Below are 16375 nucleotides of genomic sequence, written 5' to 3' on the forward strand. Positions count from 1 at the left end.
TTACTCCTCCGCGGCGGACAGACTGGTCGCGGGCTCCGCCGGACCGGGGTCGACGAAGCTGTACGGCGGCAGCGGACCGTTGACGCGCACCTCCAGGTGCGGCCGGCTCTTGCGGAGCTCGTCGACGGCGGCCAGGAACACGTCGGCGGTGTCCCGGCTGACCAGGAACGAGATGTTGGCGAGCCAGCCGCTGGACTCGGGGCCCACACTCACGGCGGACGCCTCGGCCTCCAGGACCCGCAGGACCTCGGCCGAGTCCTCGGCCTCCCGGGCCTTGACGGCGGCCACCACCATCTCGCCGAGCTTCAGCTTCTGCTCGTAGCTGCCGCCGCCGGCCTGCCGGTTGGCCTCGGTCATGGTGCGGATCTCCGGGCTCTGCGACATCACCCGGTGCAGCACGGCCTCTTCGTCGTGCGTGGCCTTGACGTTGTACTCGACCTTGCCGTCCAGCGTGCGCAGCCGCTCCTGGTAGTGGTCGGCGCGCTCGGTGAGCACCGAGGTCACCGTCTCGTCGTCCGGGGCGACGCTGCCGAACCGCATGGGCAGCACACAGCCGGCCGCGCCGGTCTCGGCGAGGACGCTCTGGTGGGCGAGCAGGTCCCGGCGCTTGGGGCGCAGCCCTTCGGGGGCGTCGCTGACGAGGGCGGCCAGCTCGCCGGCCTTCAGCACCCGCACCGGGCAGGGCGGCTCGCCGACGCCTGTCATGTCCTGAGGGAGCGAGGGATGCGAGCTCGCGGTGATGCCGTAGACGTACGTGCTCACTCCTGCTCCTCCTTCTTACGCGTCGTGGTGGACTTGCGGGCGCGCCGGGGTTCGGCGGAGCCCTCCTCGCGGGCCTGCTTGAAAGCCTCGGACACGGTCTGCGCCGCGCCGGACAGCGCGCCCTTGGACTTGCCGCGGGCGCCCGACTCGGTTATCTGGCCGACCATGTCGGGCAGACCCGGGCTCTTGCGCGGACCGGCTTCCAGGTCGAGCCGGTTGCAGGCCTCGGCGAAGCGGAGATAGGTGTCGACGCTGGCGACGACTACTCGTACGTCGATCTTGAGGATCTCGATGCCCACCAGGGACACGCGGACGAATGCGTCGATGACGAGCCCCCGATCCAGGACGAGCTCCAGGACGTCGTAGAGACCGCTGCTGCCGCCTCCGCCACCGCTCTGTTGTGCCGGGACTACGGTCATGCCGACCATTCCTCCTCTTCTGTGTCACGGTCGAAACGGGACGAGCGGACGGCCTAGCGGCCACCCTGCCCACGTGCGTCGGAACGCCCTCGCTCGTAGCGGCGGACCCGCCGGTAGCCGGTGAGCATGCCCTGCCGGTCGAGTTCGACCTGATAGCTGGCGAGCAGACTCATCGTGTCGGGGACACGTACCAGCTCCAGGACTTCGATCTCGAGCGACCAGCCGTCCTCCGTCTGCTCGAACGACGAGACCGACTCGGCGGTCATGCCGGTGAGTTCGGCCAGCTGGGCGCGGGCTTGGCGCAGCACCTCCATCGGCGACGGCGTCGGCTCGGCGTCCGATTCGACGTCCGATGCGCCCGTTTCTTGTTGGGATTTCTTGTGTGTGTCGTGTGAATCAGTCATGGTCCCCTCCGACATCGAGTGGCCCGCGAGGACGTGGTCAAACCCCTGGCTTTACATTCCGTGGCCATTTAGGGCGTTCAGCCGGCGCTTGGCGGGCCCCAGAGCCCGGCCCCGGCCCAGCAGGCCGGCCCAGGGATTGGTGCGGGCCTGGTCGACCGCGTCGTCGATGGTCCACCGGCGGGCGTGCAGCTCCGGGTCGTCCAGTGCGGCCCAGTCGACGGGGACGGCCACGGGGGCGCCGGGCCGGGCCCGGACCGTGAAGGGCACGACGGCGGTCTGCGCGTAGGCGTTGCGCTGGATGTCGAGGTAGAGGCGCTCGCCGCGGTCCTTCTTGCGGGCCGCGGTGGTCAGCCGGTCGGGGTGGGCGGCGGCGAGGGTGTCGGCGACGTCCCGGGAGAACGCCCGCACCTCGTCGAAGTCGTGGTGGCCGTTCAGCGGGACGATCACATGCAGTCCGCGCGAGCCGGTCGTCATCAGGGCCGACGGCAGATCCAGCTCGTCCAGCAGCTCGCCCAGCAGCCGCGCCGCCTCGCGCACCTGCCCGAAGTCGTCCCCCGCCGGGTCCAGGTCGAAGACCATCCGGTCGGGCCGGTCCAGCCGCCCGGCCCGGGAGAGCCAGCGGTGCAGGGTGAGACAGGCCTGGTCGGCGAGGAGGACGAGGGTGGCGGTGTCGTCGCACACGGTGTGGCAGACCGTGCCGCCCTCCTTGGCGACCTCGACCCGGGTGACCCACTCCGGATAGCTCTCCGGGGTGTTCTTCTGCATGAACCGGGGTCCGTCGAGCCCGTCGGGGTGCCGCTCCAGCATCAGCGGGCGGCCCCGCAGATGCGGCAGCATGAAGGGCGCGACGGACCGGTAGTAGTCGACGAGGTCGGCCTTGGTGTACTCCTTCGTCCCGCCGTCGCCGGGGAACAGCACCTTCCCGGGCCGGTGCACCTCGACGGTGCGCCGCCCGGCCCTCACGCTCCGTACGTCGTCCTCCCGGCTCACGGCACGATCGCCTCCGCCACCAGCAGCCGGCCCGCGGCGGCGATCGACTCGGCGTCGATGCCCGCGGAGTGCAGCTGCTCGTCCGGGGAGGCCGAGCCGGGCATCGTACGGACCGCGAGCCGCACCAGCCGGGGCACCGGGCGCCCGTCCAGGAAGGCGTCCATGACGGCGTCGCCGAGGCCGCCCTCCTCGTGGTGGTCCTCCACCGTGATCAGGCAGCCGGTCTCCTCGGCGGCCCGGCGCAGGGTGACCCGGTCGACCGGCTTGACCGAGTACAGGTCGATCACCCGGGCCGCGATGCCTTCGCGCTCCAGCGCGTCGGCCGCGGCCAGCGCCTCGTGCACGGTGACGCCCGCGGCGACCAGGGTCATCCGGTCCGCGCCGGAGGAGCGCAGCACCTTGCTGCCGCCGACCGGGAACTCCTCGTCGGGGCCGTAGATCACCGGGTCCGCGCCGCGCGAGGTGCGCAGGTAGCGGATGCCCTCGAGACCGGCCATCGTGGCGACGAGCCGCGCGGTCTGGTTGGCGTCGCACGGGTACAGCACGGTCGAGCCGTGCACCGCGCGCATCATCGCCAGATCCTCCAGGCCCATCTGCGAGGGTCCGTCCTGGCCGATGGCGACGCCCGCGTGCGAGCCGACCAGATTGAGTCCGGTGCCGCTGATGGACGCCATGCGCACGAAGTCGTACGCCCGCGTCAGGAACGCGGCGAAGGTGGTGGCGTACGGCACCCAGCCGCGCGAGGAGAGCCCCACCGCGGAGGCGACCATCTGCTGCTCGGCGATGTAGCACTCGAAGTAGCGGTCGGGGAACTCCTTGGCGAACAGTTCCGCGCGGGTGGAGTCGCCGACCTCGCCGTCCAGGGCGACGACATCGCCGCGTCCGGCGCCGAGCGCGGCGAGCGCCTTGCCGTAGGCGTCCCGCGTGGCCACCTTCTCGCCCTCCGCCCACCGCGGGAGCTCGACGTGGCTGTCCTCGACGGCGTGCAGCAGGCGCGCGGCGGCCGGTTCGTGCACCCGGATCACGCGGTCGCGCCGCCCGCCGAGCTCGGCGACGGCCTCCTCGGCACTCTTGAGCGGCTTGCCGTGCTGGCCCTCGCGGTCCTCGACGGCCTCGACGCCCTTGCCCTTGAGGGTGCGGGCGAGGATCACGGTGGGCTGTCCGGTGGTGGACCTGGCCTCGCCGTAGGCACGGTCGATCGCGTCCACGTCGTGCCCGTCGATCTCGATGGTGTGCCAGCCGAACGCCTGGAAGCGCCGCGCGTAGGCGTCGAGGTCATGGCCGTGCCGGGTGGGCCCGCGCTGGCCGAGCCGGTTCACGTCGACGACGGCGGTGAGGTTGTCCAGATGCTCGTACGAGGCATGCTCGGCGGCCTCCCACACGGAGCCCTCCGCCAGCTCGCTGTCCCCGCACAGCACCCACACCCGGTAGCCGCTGCGGTCGAGCCGCTTGCCGGCTAGCGCGATCCCGACGCCGACCGGCAGCCCCTGCCCGAGCGAGCCGGTGGCCGTCTCCACCCACGGCAGCCGCCGCGGCGTGGGGTGTCCCTCCAGGGCGCTGCCGAGCTTGCGGAAGGTGAGCAGTTCGGCGTCCTCGACGACACCGGCCGCCTTGAAGGCGGCGTACATCAGGGGCGAGGCGTGTCCCTTGGACAGCACGAAGCGGTCGTTGCCGGGGTGGGCGGGGCGGTCGAAGTCGTAGCGGAAGTGGTTGGCGAGGAGTACGGCCATCAGGTCGGCGGCGGACATGGACGAGGTCGGGTGCCCCGACCCCGCGGCGTCGGAGGCGCGCACGCTGTCCACGCGCAACTGCTGTCCCAGTTCGACGAGCTCGGCGGTGTTCATGAGTCTCCTTCCGCGGGGGTGCCGGAACGCTTGACCGGCTGATTCCTGGCCGGTACGCCACCGGTCTGCTTCGTGGCGGGTTCACCGCCGTTCGTCCGGGCCTGGCGGCCCTGGGCTTGCGCTCCTCCCGGCGCCCGCACCAGCTCCGGCGAGGCCGTGTCCAGCGGCACCGCCCACGACCGTACGAGCCCCAACTGGACCGTCTGGCGCGGAAGTACGGCATCCAGGAGCCAGTCGGCGGCGACGCGGACGCGGTTGCCGGGCATCGCCGCGAGGTGGTAGCCGCGGGTCACCGCGCCGGCGGCCACGCCGGACAGGGGCACGCCGAGCGGATTGGCGGCGGCCTTCACCCCGCCGAGGTCGACGGCGAAGCCCAGGTCCCGGTGGTGGTAGACCCCGCGCTCCCCCATGCCCAGGGAGGCGGCCACATTGCGGGCGGCGACCTTCCCCTGCCGCCAGGCGTGCTGCGCGGTCATCGGGGTGTACGAGCCGGGCCGCTCCAGGTCCGGCACGGCCGCCGCGTCCCCGCAGGCGAACAGCTCCGGGCGGCCCGGCACCTGGAGGTGCGGGTCGACCAGCAGCCGGCCGCGCTCCATGGGCAGCTCCAGCGACTCGGCGAGCGGATCGGGCCGTACGCCCACGCACCACACCAGGGTGCGGGTGTCGATGAACTCGCCGTCGCTCAGCAGCACTCCGCCGGGCGTGGCCTCCTTCACGGAGGTGCCGGTCCGGACGTCGACACCCCGCTCGCGCAGCACCTTGTCGGCGGTGCGGGAGAGCCGTTCGTCCAGTTCGGGCAGGACCCGGTCGGCGATGTCGAGGAGCAGCCAGCGCGGCTTGAGGGGGCGGCGCCGGGTCTGGGCGTCGGTGAAGAGCTTGCCCTGCGCGGCGACCTCGGTGCCGGTGTATCCGGCGCCGACCACCACGAACGTGCAGCGTGCCGAGCAGGTCTTGGGGTCGTCCTCGGTGGCGGCCAGCTCCAGTTGCCGGGTCACGTGATCGCGCAGGTACAGCGCCTCGGGCAGACCACGGAAGCCGTGCGCGTGCTCGGCGACCCCGGGGACCGGCAGCAGCTTGTTGACGCTTCCCGCGGCCAGCACCAGCCGGTCGAAGGAGAGCGTGCCGGGGTCGCCCTCGGGTCCGCTGTAGTGCACGGTGCGGCCGTCGAGGTCGATGGACTCCGCCTCGCCCAGCACCAGACGTACGCCGGGCAGGGTCCCGGAGAGCGAGACGGTCACCCGGCGTGGTTCCAGGACGCCGGCGGCGACCTGGGGCAGCAGGGGCAGGTACAGGAAGTAGTCGGTCGGGTTCAGCAGGGTGATCTGCGCACGGTGGCGGGTCAGCCGGGACAGCACCCGGGCCGTCCGGTACCCGGCGAATCCGGCGCCGACGATCACGATGCGGGGGCGACTCACAATGGGGCCTCCGGCCGTTCTGGTGACTCGTTCGCGTGCCTCGGAAGCTTTCCGCGTCCCCCTGGTCAGGGCCGCCAAACGTCACCCCGGACAGCCCGGTTCCCGCCTCCGCCGCCGGGTACCCGGACCGCGTCCCGACCCGCCGCCCCCCCGCGGCAGTACCGGAGGTGTCTCCTGATGCCCGAATACGGCTACTTCCTTTCGTGCGAGGAGTTCCGGCCCGCCGAACTCGTCGAGCAGGCGAGGATGGCGGAGCAGGCCGGATTCCAGTCGCTGTGGATCTCGGACCACTACCACCCGTGGAACGACGCGCAGGGCCAGAGCCCGTTCGTGTGGTCGGTGATCGGCGCGATCTCCGAGGCGGTGTCACTGCCCGTGGAGACGGCCGTGACGTGCCCGACCGTACGCATCCACCCGGCGGTGATCGCTCAGGCCGCGGCCACCGCCGCCGTGATGTCGGAGGGCCGTTTCCGGCTCGGCGTCGGCACCGGCGAGGCCCTCAACGAGCACATCCTCGGCCATGTCTGGCCGCCCGCCCGGGTGCGCCTGGAAATGCTGGAGGAGTCGATCCAGGTGATGCGCCGGCTGTTCTCCGGCGAGGAGGTCAGCCACTACGGCACGCACTACCAGGTGGAGAACGCCCGCCTGTACACCGTCCCCGACGAGCCCGTCCCGATCGACATCTCCGGCTTCGGCCCGGCGGCGACCTCGCTCGCGGCACGGGTGGGCGACGGGTTCATCACGATGTCGCCGGACGAGGACATGGTCGCCCAGTTCCGCAAGGGCGGCGGGGGCGCGAAGCCCGTCAGCGGCGGGACCAAGGTCTGCTGGAGCACGGACCGCGACGAGGCGGTGCGCACCGTGCGGCGGCTGTGGTCCAACCAGTTCCTGCCCGGTGAGATGGGCCAGATCCTGCCTTCGCCGAAGCACTTCGAGCAGTTGGAGCCGCTGGTCACCGAGGAGATGGTGCGCGAGAAGGCGGTGTGCGGGGACGACGTCGAGGAGCATGTGGCGGCGCTCACGGCCTTCGCCGACGCGGGCTTCGACCGGATCTACGTCAACCAGATCGGCCCGGACCAGCGAGGCTTCTTCGACTTCTACCGCACGAAGGTGCTGCCGCAGTTGCAGCGGTGACAACGATCAGAGTGAAGAGGCGGGCGCCGATGCGCCCGCCTCTTCACTCTGACGTAATTATGTAAGGTGCCCGGCGGCGGGAATGGCCCAGCGGCGCGCCGACCGGGTCAGCTGCCGTGCGGCCAGCGCCCCCGCGCCGGCCACGAGCGCGAGACCCGCCCTCCCCCGGTTGCGGGAGACCCACTGCTGGGGGCTCCTCGCGTGCGACTCCTCGTCGAAACGCCCGTGCGCCCCGAAGCCGCGGCCATGCGGTCGCGCCCCGGCCGGGTGGCCTTCGGCCCGGCCACCGTGGGTCACGCCCGGTGGTGCGGCTGCTCGGGGTCGGTGCCGCCGACGCGGGGCGGGGTCACGGGCGCCGCCGGCGCACCGGGGACGGGGGGCGTGGCGGACGGCATCGGCGGGTACGGCACGCCGGTCCCGCTCGGCGGGGCGGCCTGCGCCGTGTCGCCGAGCGCCTGCCCGGGCGGGGACGCGCCGGCGTGCTTGGGCCGGGCCGCCCCGCGCAACACATAGGCCACCACGGCGAGGAGCGCCGCGGTGATCAGCGCCGCGGCCCAGTCGGGCAGGACGAGGGCCAGGGCCAGTCCGACGGCGAGCGCCAGGGCCGCGCCCGCGTACAGGGCGACGGTGCCGGAAGCGGCGTACAGCATCGCCGTACGGCGCTGCCGACGGGTCTGCTCGCGCACTTCCTCGCGGATCGTCTCCCGCGCCACCTGCGCCAGCTCGTCGACCAGATGCTTGTCCAGATGTTCTAGGTGATCCAAGCGCTCCATGGCTGCCGGGTACCCCTGCGGGGGTGGGCGTAACGCGGGCCCTGTGGAGATCGGGCGAAACGATCTCCGTGCGCGGCGCGTCCCAACTAGGCTCCTCCCCATGGAGATTCTGGGAGCCACGCTGCGCGTATGCGTCGACGACCTGGAGACCGCGGTCCCCTTCTACGAGCGCCTGGCAGGCGGCCCGGCCCTGCGCTTCGAGCGCGGCGGCGTCCAGGTCGCCGCGGTGGGCTGCTTCCTGCTGATGAGCGGCCCGGAGGCGGAGCTGGAGGTGCTGCGCAAGGTCGCCGCGACCATCGCCGTGAAGGACGTCGTTGAGGCCCGGGACGTGCTCGTCGGGCTGGGCGCCCGGGTGGTCGCGGGCCCGCTGGCCACCCCGGCGGGCCGCAACCTGATCGCCATGCATCCGGACGGCGCGGTGTACGAGTACGTGGACCGTCAGTCCTGACGCGGGGCGCGGGCGCGCATCTCGGTGGTGAGCGCCCAGCGTTCGTGGTCGCGCCAGGCCCCGTCGATGTACAGCATCGCCGGGGAGAAGCCCTCCAGGCGGAAGCCGCAGGAGCGGGCCAGGGCGAGCGAGGCGGCGTTGCCGGGCTGCGCGTTGATCTCCAGCCGGTGCAGCCCGAGCGGGCCGAACGCGTGGTCCACCACCAGTCCCAGCGCCTCCCGCATCAGTCCCCGCCCGGCGGAGTGCGCGAAGGCGCCGTAGCCGAGGGCGCCGCACTGGAAGACGCCCCGGACGATGTTGTTGATGTTGATGTACCCGGCGATGGAGCCGTCGCCGTCCTTCTCGCAGACCAGGAAGCCCGCCTTGGCCGGGTCCTCGTTCAGGCGCCGTGCGTAGGCGGCGTAGGCCTCGTCGGTGTCCGGCGGGAAGAGCCAGGGCCGGTGCAGTTCCCTGCTCTCCCGGGTCCTGGCGGTGAACTCGGCGGAGTCGTCGGGGCGGAAGGGGCGTATGCCCACGCGCGGGCCCTCGGTCAGGTAGCAGGATGGGATGTGCGGCATCCCGCCAGCCTACGGCGGTCTACTTGCGGCGCCGCCTGCTCGCCGCATACGCCCCGCACAGCGCGCCGATGACGGCGGTGCCCAGGAGCGCCGTCCACAGGGGCATGGTGACCAGGGGGATCAGCAGGCGGATCTCGGTCTCCTGGGTGTTCTGGAAGATGAAGATCAGGCCGAGGACGGCCAGCGTGAGCACGGCGATCCGCGCGGGCGTGAACGCCGGGTTGCGGCCACCGCCCTTGCCGGCCTTGCTCCCGCCCTTCTCGGAGGTCGTCATGTCACCAGGGTGCGCCCGAGGATCCCGTCACGCACGGTGAGGCCGCTCCCCGGGTGACTCAGCCGTCGGTCACCGGCAGCTGCAGCACCCCGGTGTCCTCGGGGGCGCTCACCACGGTCACCGGCTTGATCCCCCGGTTACCGAAGTAGGCGCCGTCGCTGGCGGCGACCACGAACCGCAGCCGGTGCCCCTTCTCGTACCGGTGCACGATGCCGGGCAGGGTCACCGTGAAGCTCTTCGTCACGTCCGGCACCCGTACCGGCGCGACGAGCCGGTGCACCAGGGTCTTGCTGCCGTCGGGGGCGACGTCGTAGAGCTTGGCGAACAGGACGAGCCGGTCGGCGGCGTCGCCGGAGTCCTGGGTCCGCTCGGCCTTCGGGGAGACGACCTTGAGCGTGGCCCGGGGCGCCCCGACGACATCGGTGGTGCGGTCCAGCGGCTCGCTGGTCCAGCCGAGGTGGGTGCCCGCGGTGTCGTACGGCGCCGGGTCGGGCAGGCCGATCAGACCGGCCAGCGAGCTCTCGGAATGGCTCGTGGGGACCAGCCAGTTGGTGTACGTACGGCTGCCGCGCACCACCTTGGACCGGTTGTCGACGAGCTTGCCGTCGCCGGAGAGGTAGAGCTTCCGGCTGAGGGCGGGCGGACCGCCCGCGGTGGCGTAGGTGTCGTCGGGGTCGCTGATCCAGTCGCGGTAGTAGGCGAAGGCGGGGCCCGTGTCGACGTTCTCCCGGTCCAGGTACCGGTCGAACCAGGCGAGGATGCGCCGGCCGACGTAGCTGGTCTCCAGGTTGCCCCGGCTCAGGTCGAGTTCGCCCGCGGCCATGCCACCGCTGTGCCCCCAGTTCTGCCAGATCATCTTGGTCTGCGTGCCCTGCGCTTTCAGCGCCCGGTACGTCGCCGTCGCCTCGTTGAGGTTGAAGAGGCTGTCGGCCTGGCCCTGGACGAGGAGGGTGGGCGCCTTGACGCGGCTCAGGTAGGAGACGGGTGAGACGCTGCGGGCGTAGGAGAGCAGGTCGGCGGTCCGGTCGGCCGGGTAGCTGCCGGAGTTGAGGGTGCGGATCGTGTCGCAGGCCCGGGTGGCGAAGTGCAGACACGCCAGGGAGTTGATCCGGGAGGGGTCGAGGCTCGGCTGGAGCAGCGGCTGGCCCTCGCCGATGAGGTAGAAGCCGTTGGTCCACTGCCACTTGAAGACGCCGGGCACGGAGTCGGCGCCGACGGCGTTGTTGGGGTCGAGGGAGTAGGCGAGGTCGTGCCAGGTGATCATCGGGACGATCGCGTCGACGCGGTGGTCGACGGCCGCCGTGGCCAGCTGGATCGCGCCGCCGTAGGAGCCGCCGATCATGCCGACCCGCGGGTCGCCCGCGGAGTCGAGGGTGACGAAGTCGGCGGTGGTGCCGTCGTCGGCGGACCGCTTGCCGCCGAGGAAGTCGATGAGCCGGGAGGCCGCCGCGCCGTCGATCGCCGGGTCGTCGAGCGAGATCAGGCAGCCGGAGCGGCCGAAGCCGAGGCCGGAGTAGACGAGCGAGACATAGCCGCGCTCGGCGAAGGCCTTGCCGATGGCGTCGGTGGAGCCGTCGTTCTTGCTGCCGCCGAAGCCGTTGGTGGCCAGTACGGCGGGGGCGCGGTCCACGCCGGAGGGCCGGTACAGATCGGCGTCGATCGTGCACCTGCGGTCGCCCGCCTGAACGGTGAACTTCAGTGCGCTGACCGTGTATTGCGAGGTCGCGGTGGCGGGAGGGGCCCCGAGCGTGGCGCCGAGCAGGAGAGCGAGGGGGACGCAGGATCCGAGCACACGACGGGACACGAGACCTCCACACTGAGGACAACCCGGCTTACCGACCGGTAAGTACCGGCCGGTAGACATGGTGTGACACGTGTCAGAGGAGGTCAATCACCGTGCCGGGTGATTCTTGACCGGAGTTCAGCGCAGCGCCGGTTCGTCCAGGGTCAAGGTGCCCGCGTCCGCGTCCAGTTCGGCCATCGCCCCGAAGGGGACGGTCAGCGCGTCGGCGCAGTGCCCGAACCCGAACTCCTCCACCACCGGCACCCCGAGCCCGCCGAGCCGGTCCACCAGCAGGGGGTGCAGCCGGTCGTAGGGGTCGCACTGGTCCCAGGAGCCGAGCAGCAGCCCGCCGACCCCGTCGAGCCAGCCCGCGCGCAGGAGTTGGGTGAGGTACCGGTCGATGCGGTACGTCTCCTCCCCCACGTCCTCCAGGCACAGCAGCCCGCCCCGGGCGGACGGCCGGGCGTCCGGAGTGCCCAGCTCCGCGGCGAGCAGGCTCAGGCAGCCGCCGAGGGTGACCCCGCGGGCCCGCCCCGGCACCAGGGCGCGCCCGCCGGAGGCGATCCGGCGGACCGTCTCCGGGGCGAACAGGGTGGCCCTGAGGTGCTCCTGGGCGCGTGCGCTCTTGACGAAGTCGATGCCCGCCGCCATCGGCCCGTGCAGCGTGACGATCCCGAGCCGCCGCGCGAACGCCTCGTGCAGCGCGGTGACATCACTGAACCCCACGAACACCTTCGGCCCGGCGGCGCGCATCGCCTCCCAGTCGAGCAGGCCGGTCATCCGCTGGACGCCGTAGCCGCCCCGGGCGCAGAGCACCGCGTCCACGGACGGATCGCACCAGGCGTCCTGCAGGTCGGCGGCCCGGTCGGCGTCCGTCCCGGCGAGATAGCCGAACTGCGGGTGCCGGTCCAGGACATGGGGTGCCACCACCGGGTCCAGGTCCCAGCCGCGCAGCACGTCGAGACCCGCCTGGAGCCGCTCCTCGGGCACCGGCCCGCTGGTGGCGACGACGGCTACGCGGGCGCCGGGGGCGAGCCGGGGCGGGCGCAGGAGTGGCTTCACTTGGCGAGCTCCAGGGTGGGGATGCCGGGCGGGTTCAGTCCGAACACCTGGGCGTACAGGGACAGTTCGGACTCCAGCGCGCGCACCAGGGTCTCGGCCCGGCGGAAGCCGTGTCCCTCCCCCTCGAAGGCGATGTAGGCGTGCCGCACCCGCCCCGCCATCCGGGCCAGGAACCGTTCGCTCTGCGCCGGCGGGCAGATCACGTCGTCCAGCCCCTGGAGCAGCAGGAACGGTGCGGTGATCCGCTCGGCGTGCTCGGTGGGCGAGCGCTCCGTGTACCGTCCGGGCACCTCCTCGCGCGGCCCGACCAGGCTCTCCAGATAGTGCGACTCGAAGTCGTGGGTCTCGCCGTCGGCCCAGGCGGCCAGGTCGAGGACGGGGAAGATGATGGTGCCGCAGGCGTAGACGTCGGTGGTGGCGAGCGAGACCGCCGCGGTCCAGCCGCCCGCGCTGCCGCCGCGCACCGCGAGCCGGTCGCGGTCGGCGGTGCCCTCGTCGGCGAGGGCCAGCGCGACGGCCGCGCAGTCCTCGACGTCGACCAGACCCCACTGCTCGCGCAGCCGCTCGCGGTACTCCCGCCCGTATCCTGCGGAGCCGCCGTAGTTGACCTCGGCGACGCCGATGCCCCGCGAGGTGAAGTAGGCGATCTCCAGGTCCAGGACGAGCGGCGACCGTCCGGTGGGGCCGCCGTGCGCCCAGATCACGTACGGCGCGGGCCGGCCGCCGGGGGCGACGCAGCCGGGGTTGTGCGGCGAGTAGACGTGCGCGTGGATCTCGCGTCCGGCCGGCCCGGTGAACGTGCGGATCTGCGGCTCGGGGTAGTACGCCGGGTCCACCGGGTCGTCGTGCTCGGCGCCGATCACCCGGGCCCGGCCGGTGCGGGTGTCCAGTTCGACCACCTCGTAGGCGCTGCGCGGGCTGGCGCCGACGGCGACGACCCGCTCCCCGTGCACCGCCAGGGTCGGCGCGAACTCGGTCCAGGGTCCGGCCGCGTCGACGACCTCACCGCTCTCGGGGTCGAGTATCCCGAGCGCGGTGGCGCCCCGTCCGTGCACCACGGCGATCAGGCCGCTGTCCAGCGGGGTGAACCAGCGGTGGCCGAGTTTCCACAGCGGCCCGCCGAACTCCTCCTCGCGCGGGCACAGGGGTGTGCCGTCGCGGTAGAGGTTCCACCAGCCGGAGCGGTCGCTCGCGTACAGCAGGGATCCGTCGGGCGCCCAGTCGGCCTGCGCGATCGACTCCTCGGGCCCGCCCGCGACGGTCCGCGCGCCGGTCAGTACGGTGCCCACGTCCGCGACGACCAGCTCCGTCCCCTCCCACGGCATCCGCGGATGGTCCCAGCCGAGCCAGGCCGCCCGCCGTCCGTCGGGCGAGAGGCGGGGCCCGGTGACGAACCGGTGCGCGCCGTCGCTGAGTTCGCGCACGGCGTCCCGGTCCTGCGCGGCCGACCCGTCCAGCGGTACGGCGGCCAGGACGCGCCGCACATCGGCGGGGCCGTCACCGGTGAACTCCTCCAGCACGCACCACACCTCACCGCGGCCGGGCAGCAACTGCGGGTCGGCCCAGCGCAGTCCGCCGCCCACCGGAGAGAGCGGGGTGAGCGGGCGCGGCACGCCACCGGGCTCGTACCGGTACAGCCGCTGGTCGGCGAAGTCGACGAACACCACGAGCGGCCGGCCGTCCACCACGGCTCCGGCCCAGGGCCGGCCGCCGTACTCGATGACCCGGCTGCGCACGTTCCAGGGCGCCGGCAGCACCGGCTCCTGGGTGCCGTCGGCGCGGCGGCGGACAAGGGCGCGCCGGCCGCCCTCGGCGGGCCGTGGCTCGGTCCACCACACCTCGTCACCGACGAACCCGACGTACTCGGGCTGCCCGTCGTGCGCGGCCGCGAGGGCCGCGTCGATGGGCGAGGGCCAGGAACCGTACGGCAGCGTCTGCACGTTCTCCCCCAACTCGATCAGGCCGTGCGCAGGAAGCGGTCCAGGACCCGCACACCGAAGTGCAGTGCCTCGACGGGGACGCGTTCGTCCACGCCGTGGAAGAGGGCCTGGTAGTCGAAGCCCTCCGGCAGCTTCAGCGGCGCGAACCCGTACCCCGTGATCCCGAGGCGCGAGAACTGCTTGGCGTCGGTGCCGCCGGACATGCAGTACGGCACGACGTGCCCCTGCGGCGCGAACTCCTCGACGGCGGCCCGCATCTTCGCGAACGTCGGCGAGTCGACCGGCGCCTGGAGGGCCACCTCCCGATGGTCGAACTCCCACTCCACGTCAGGTCCGGTGAGCAGGTCAAGGGTTGTGCGGAACTCGTCCTCGGTGCCCGGCAGAAACCGCCCGTCGACATGGGCGACGGCCGCGCCCGGAATGACGTTCACCTTGTAACCGGCGTCGAGCATCGTCGGGTTGGCGCTGTTGCGGACGGTGGCCTCCACCAGGGCGGCGGCCGGGCCGAGCTGCTTCAGCAGCCCGTCCACGTCGTCCAGGTCCGGCGCGAGCCGGTACACGGCGGCGAGTTCGGTCAGGGCGGCACGCACGGTAGGGGTGAGTCTGAGCGGCCACTCGTGCTCGCCGATCCGGGCGACGGCGGCGGCCAGCCGGGTCACCGCGTTGTCCCGGTTGACCTTGGACCCGTGCCCGGCGCGGCCCCGCGCGGTGAGCTTCAGCCAGCCGGTGCCCCGCTCACCGGCGGCGATCGGGTACAGCTCCCGCCCGGAGCCGTCGTGGAAGGTGAACGCTCCGGACTCGCTGACGCCCTCGGTGCAGCCCTCGAACAGCGCGGCGTGCCGGTCGGCGAGGAAGCCGGATCCGTCCTCGGCGCTCGCCTCCTCGTCCGCGGTGAACGCGATCACGATGTCCCGCCGGGGGCGGATCCCCTGGCGGGCCCAGAGGCGGGCGACGGCGAGGATCATCGCGTCCATGTTCTTCATGTCGACGGCCCCGCGCCCCCACACGACCCCGTCGCGGACCTCCCCGGAGAAGGGGTGCACAGTCCAGTCCCCCGCCTCGGCGGGCACCACGTCGAGATGACCGTGCACCAGCAGCGCGTCCGCGGAAGGGTCGCTGCCCTCGATACGGGCGACGACGTTGGTGCGGCCCTTGGTGCGCTCCAGCAGCGTGGGGTCGAGTCCCGCCTCCGCGAGCCGGGCGGCGGCGTACTCGGCGGCGGGCCGCTCCTGGCAGTCACCGCCACCCCGGTTGGTGGTGTCGATCCGGATGAGGTCCGACGTGAACGTCACGACCTCCTCCAGTGCCTGCCGGTCAGCCATACTGCTCCTCCACCGCTGCCGAGACGATCGTGGTGACCGCCTTGAAGGTCCGGATTGCCTCGTACATGGTCCCGCTGGTGTACCCCGCCCTGCGCTCCCCGGTCCGCTCCACCCCGGGCACGACGGTCGCGGCCATCGCCAGGTGCTCGGCGTCGAACTCGACGGCGACGGTGAACGGTCCACCCCTGACCGGTTCGTACCGGATGGCGAGCGCCGCGGCCTCCTTGGCGGCGGCCCGGATGTCGGCGAAGGTCCGGTTCGGCGTGCGGCAGACCGCGGCGTACCGCGAGACGTGGTCCTTGACGGCGACCTTGGGCGCCTCGGGGGCGTAGCCGAGCGCGTCCTCGCAGGCCACGTCGTCGCCGGTGACCAGCACGACGGGTACTCCGTACTCGGCGACGACATGGGCGTTGAGCAGCCCCTCGCTGGCCCGTACGTCGTTCAGCCACACCCCGGTGATGGAGTTGGCGAGGTAGGTGTGGGCGAGGACGCCCTCCATGCCGGCGCCCGCGTGGTAGCCGACGAAGGCGATGCCGTCCACGTCGCCGTGCTGCACGCCCTCCACCATGGACAGCGCCTTGTGCCGCCCGGTGAGCATCTCGGCCCGCTCGTCGAGCTTCTCCAGCAGGAGGTTGCGCATGGTCCAGTGCGCCTCGTTGATCAGGACCTCGTCGGCGCCGCCGTCGTAGAACCCGAGGACAGCGGCGTTGACGTCCGAGGTGAACATCGAGCGGCAGCGCTCCCACTGCGCGGTGCCCGGCAGCACGTCGGCAGGCCAGGTCACCCCTGTGGCGCCCTCCATGTCGGCGCTGATCAGGATCTTCATGCCGGGTCACGTTACGCGCCGATCCCGCCCCCGGCCAGCAAGCCCCCCTCCCGAACGCTCCGGACACCGGAACCCGGCCCCCACTCCGACGGCCCCTCGATCCGGCCCCCCTCCAAGGGCGCACTCCCCCACGCCTCACAGCAGCGCACCGACCACCACCACGACTCCGACCGCCCGCGGAGGCCGGAAGCGCCCCGGCCCGGCAAGGGCCACCGGCTCACGCACGTCCGGGCGGGGACGCCGACCACCGCCCGCAGACGCCGGCCACGACGCCCCCTGCGACGGCAGCAACCCTCACAGGCACGCACAGGAACCCCGCCCGGCAAACACCACCGCCGCCCGCGCCGCGGCACCCGAGGTGGCCGCGGGACCCCGCATCGCGACACCGGCTGGCCGCGGGACCCGACGCCGTCCAGGCCCGT

At 72.7% G+C, this 16375-nt stretch carries 16 protein-coding genes; 2 read left to right on the plus strand and 14 right to left on the minus strand.

The annotated features are described in order from the left end of the window. Genes M8H82_RS24815 through M8H82_RS24840 form a run of 6 tightly spaced genes read right to left on the minus strand, consistent with a single transcriptional unit; the run spans window position 1 to window position 5834 of the window. On the minus strand, window positions 1-762 hold the full coding sequence (locus M8H82_RS24815) for a GvpL/GvpF family gas vesicle protein (RefSeq protein WP_250077224.1): 762 nt from the start codon (window positions 760-762) through the stop codon (window positions 1-3). Next, window positions 759-1181, minus strand: coding sequence for a gas vesicle structural protein GvpA (locus M8H82_RS24820; protein ID WP_250077225.1), 423 nt, complete (start codon window positions 1179-1181; stop codon window positions 759-761). The genes M8H82_RS24815 and M8H82_RS24820 overlap by 4 nt, the downstream gene beginning before the upstream one ends. Before the next feature lie 53 nt (window positions 1182-1234). Further along, complete coding sequence (locus M8H82_RS24825; RefSeq protein ID WP_250077226.1) at window positions 1235-1585, minus strand: gas vesicle protein; 351 nt, start codon at window positions 1583-1585, stop codon at window positions 1235-1237. 51 nt (window positions 1586-1636) lie between these two features. Continuing rightward, a complete protein-coding gene (gene ligD, locus M8H82_RS24830; RefSeq protein ID WP_250077227.1) occupies window positions 1637-2575 on the minus strand; it encodes a non-homologous end-joining DNA ligase in 939 nt (312 codons plus the stop codon). Beyond that, complete coding sequence (locus M8H82_RS24835) at window positions 2572-4419, minus strand: transketolase (RefSeq protein WP_250077228.1); 1848 nt, start codon at window positions 4417-4419, stop codon at window positions 2572-2574. The genes ligD and M8H82_RS24835 overlap by 4 nt, the downstream gene beginning before the upstream one ends. Next, complete coding sequence (locus M8H82_RS24840; protein ID WP_250077229.1) at window positions 4416-5834, minus strand: NAD(P)/FAD-dependent oxidoreductase; 1419 nt, start codon at window positions 5832-5834, stop codon at window positions 4416-4418. Before M8H82_RS24840 ends, M8H82_RS24835 begins: the two co-directional genes overlap by 4 nt. A gap of 177 nt (window positions 5835-6011) precedes the next feature. Here M8H82_RS24840 and M8H82_RS24845 point away from each other — a divergent pair, with 177 nt between their 5' ends. After that, a complete protein-coding gene (locus M8H82_RS24845) occupies window positions 6012-6968 on the plus strand; it encodes an LLM class F420-dependent oxidoreductase (RefSeq protein WP_250077230.1) in 957 nt (318 codons plus the stop codon). Between the two features lie 293 nt (window positions 6969-7261). On the opposite strand, the gene M8H82_RS24850 is transcribed toward M8H82_RS24845, so the two are convergent. Further along, entirely contained in the window at window positions 7262-7741 is a 480-nt protein-coding gene (locus M8H82_RS24850; RefSeq protein ID WP_250077231.1) for a phage holin family protein, read from the minus strand. Between the two features lie 100 nt (window positions 7742-7841). On the opposite strand from M8H82_RS24850, the gene M8H82_RS24855 reads away from it, so the two are divergent. Then, window positions 7842-8189: a VOC family protein gene (locus M8H82_RS24855; RefSeq protein ID WP_250077232.1), complete on the plus strand. Its 348-nt coding sequence runs from the start codon at window positions 7842-7844 to the stop codon at window positions 8187-8189. On the opposite strand, the gene M8H82_RS24860 is transcribed toward M8H82_RS24855, so the two are convergent. From M8H82_RS24860 to M8H82_RS24890, 7 genes are all read right to left on the minus strand, one after another. Then, the gene (locus M8H82_RS24860; RefSeq protein WP_250077233.1) at window positions 8180-8746 is read right to left on the minus strand and encodes a GNAT family N-acetyltransferase; all 567 of its coding nucleotides are present in this window, start codon (window positions 8744-8746) and stop codon (window positions 8180-8182) included. The genes M8H82_RS24855 and M8H82_RS24860 overlap by 10 nt on opposite strands. Before the next feature lie 19 nt (window positions 8747-8765). Beyond that, window positions 8766-9020 carry a lipopolysaccharide assembly protein LapA domain-containing protein gene (locus M8H82_RS24865; RefSeq protein WP_250077234.1) on the minus strand — a complete coding sequence of 85 codons (255 nt, stop codon included), beginning with the start codon at window positions 9018-9020 and terminating at the stop codon, window positions 8766-8768. Window positions 9021-9078: 58 nt separating this feature from the next. Next, window positions 9079-10824: a CocE/NonD family hydrolase gene (locus tag M8H82_RS24870; protein WP_250077235.1), complete on the minus strand. Its 1746-nt coding sequence runs from the start codon at window positions 10822-10824 to the stop codon at window positions 9079-9081. A 117-nt stretch (window positions 10825-10941) separates the two neighbouring features. Continuing rightward, window positions 10942-11865, minus strand: coding sequence for an LD-carboxypeptidase (locus M8H82_RS24875; RefSeq protein WP_250077236.1), 924 nt, complete (start codon window positions 11863-11865; stop codon window positions 10942-10944). Continuing rightward, window positions 11862-13817 carry a prolyl oligopeptidase family serine peptidase gene (locus M8H82_RS24880; protein ID WP_250077237.1) on the minus strand — a complete coding sequence of 652 codons (1956 nt, stop codon included), beginning with the start codon at window positions 13815-13817 and terminating at the stop codon, window positions 11862-11864. The genes M8H82_RS24875 and M8H82_RS24880 overlap by 4 nt, the downstream gene beginning before the upstream one ends. 5 nt (window positions 13818-13822) lie before the next feature. After that, window positions 13823-15127: a M20/M25/M40 family metallo-hydrolase gene (locus M8H82_RS24885; protein WP_250077238.1), complete on the minus strand. Its 1305-nt coding sequence runs from the start codon at window positions 15125-15127 to the stop codon at window positions 13823-13825. Further along, window positions 15120-15953 carry a M55 family metallopeptidase gene (locus M8H82_RS24890; RefSeq protein WP_250077239.1) on the minus strand — a complete coding sequence of 278 codons (834 nt, stop codon included), beginning with the start codon at window positions 15951-15953 and terminating at the stop codon, window positions 15120-15122. Before M8H82_RS24890 ends, M8H82_RS24885 begins: the two co-directional genes overlap by 8 nt. Window positions 15954-16375: the final 422 nt, after the last annotated feature.

This window comes from Streptomyces sp. YS415, from assembly GCF_023544665.1.
In the GTDB taxonomy this organism is placed as follows: Bacteria; Actinomycetota; Actinomycetes; order Streptomycetales; family Streptomycetaceae; genus Streptomyces.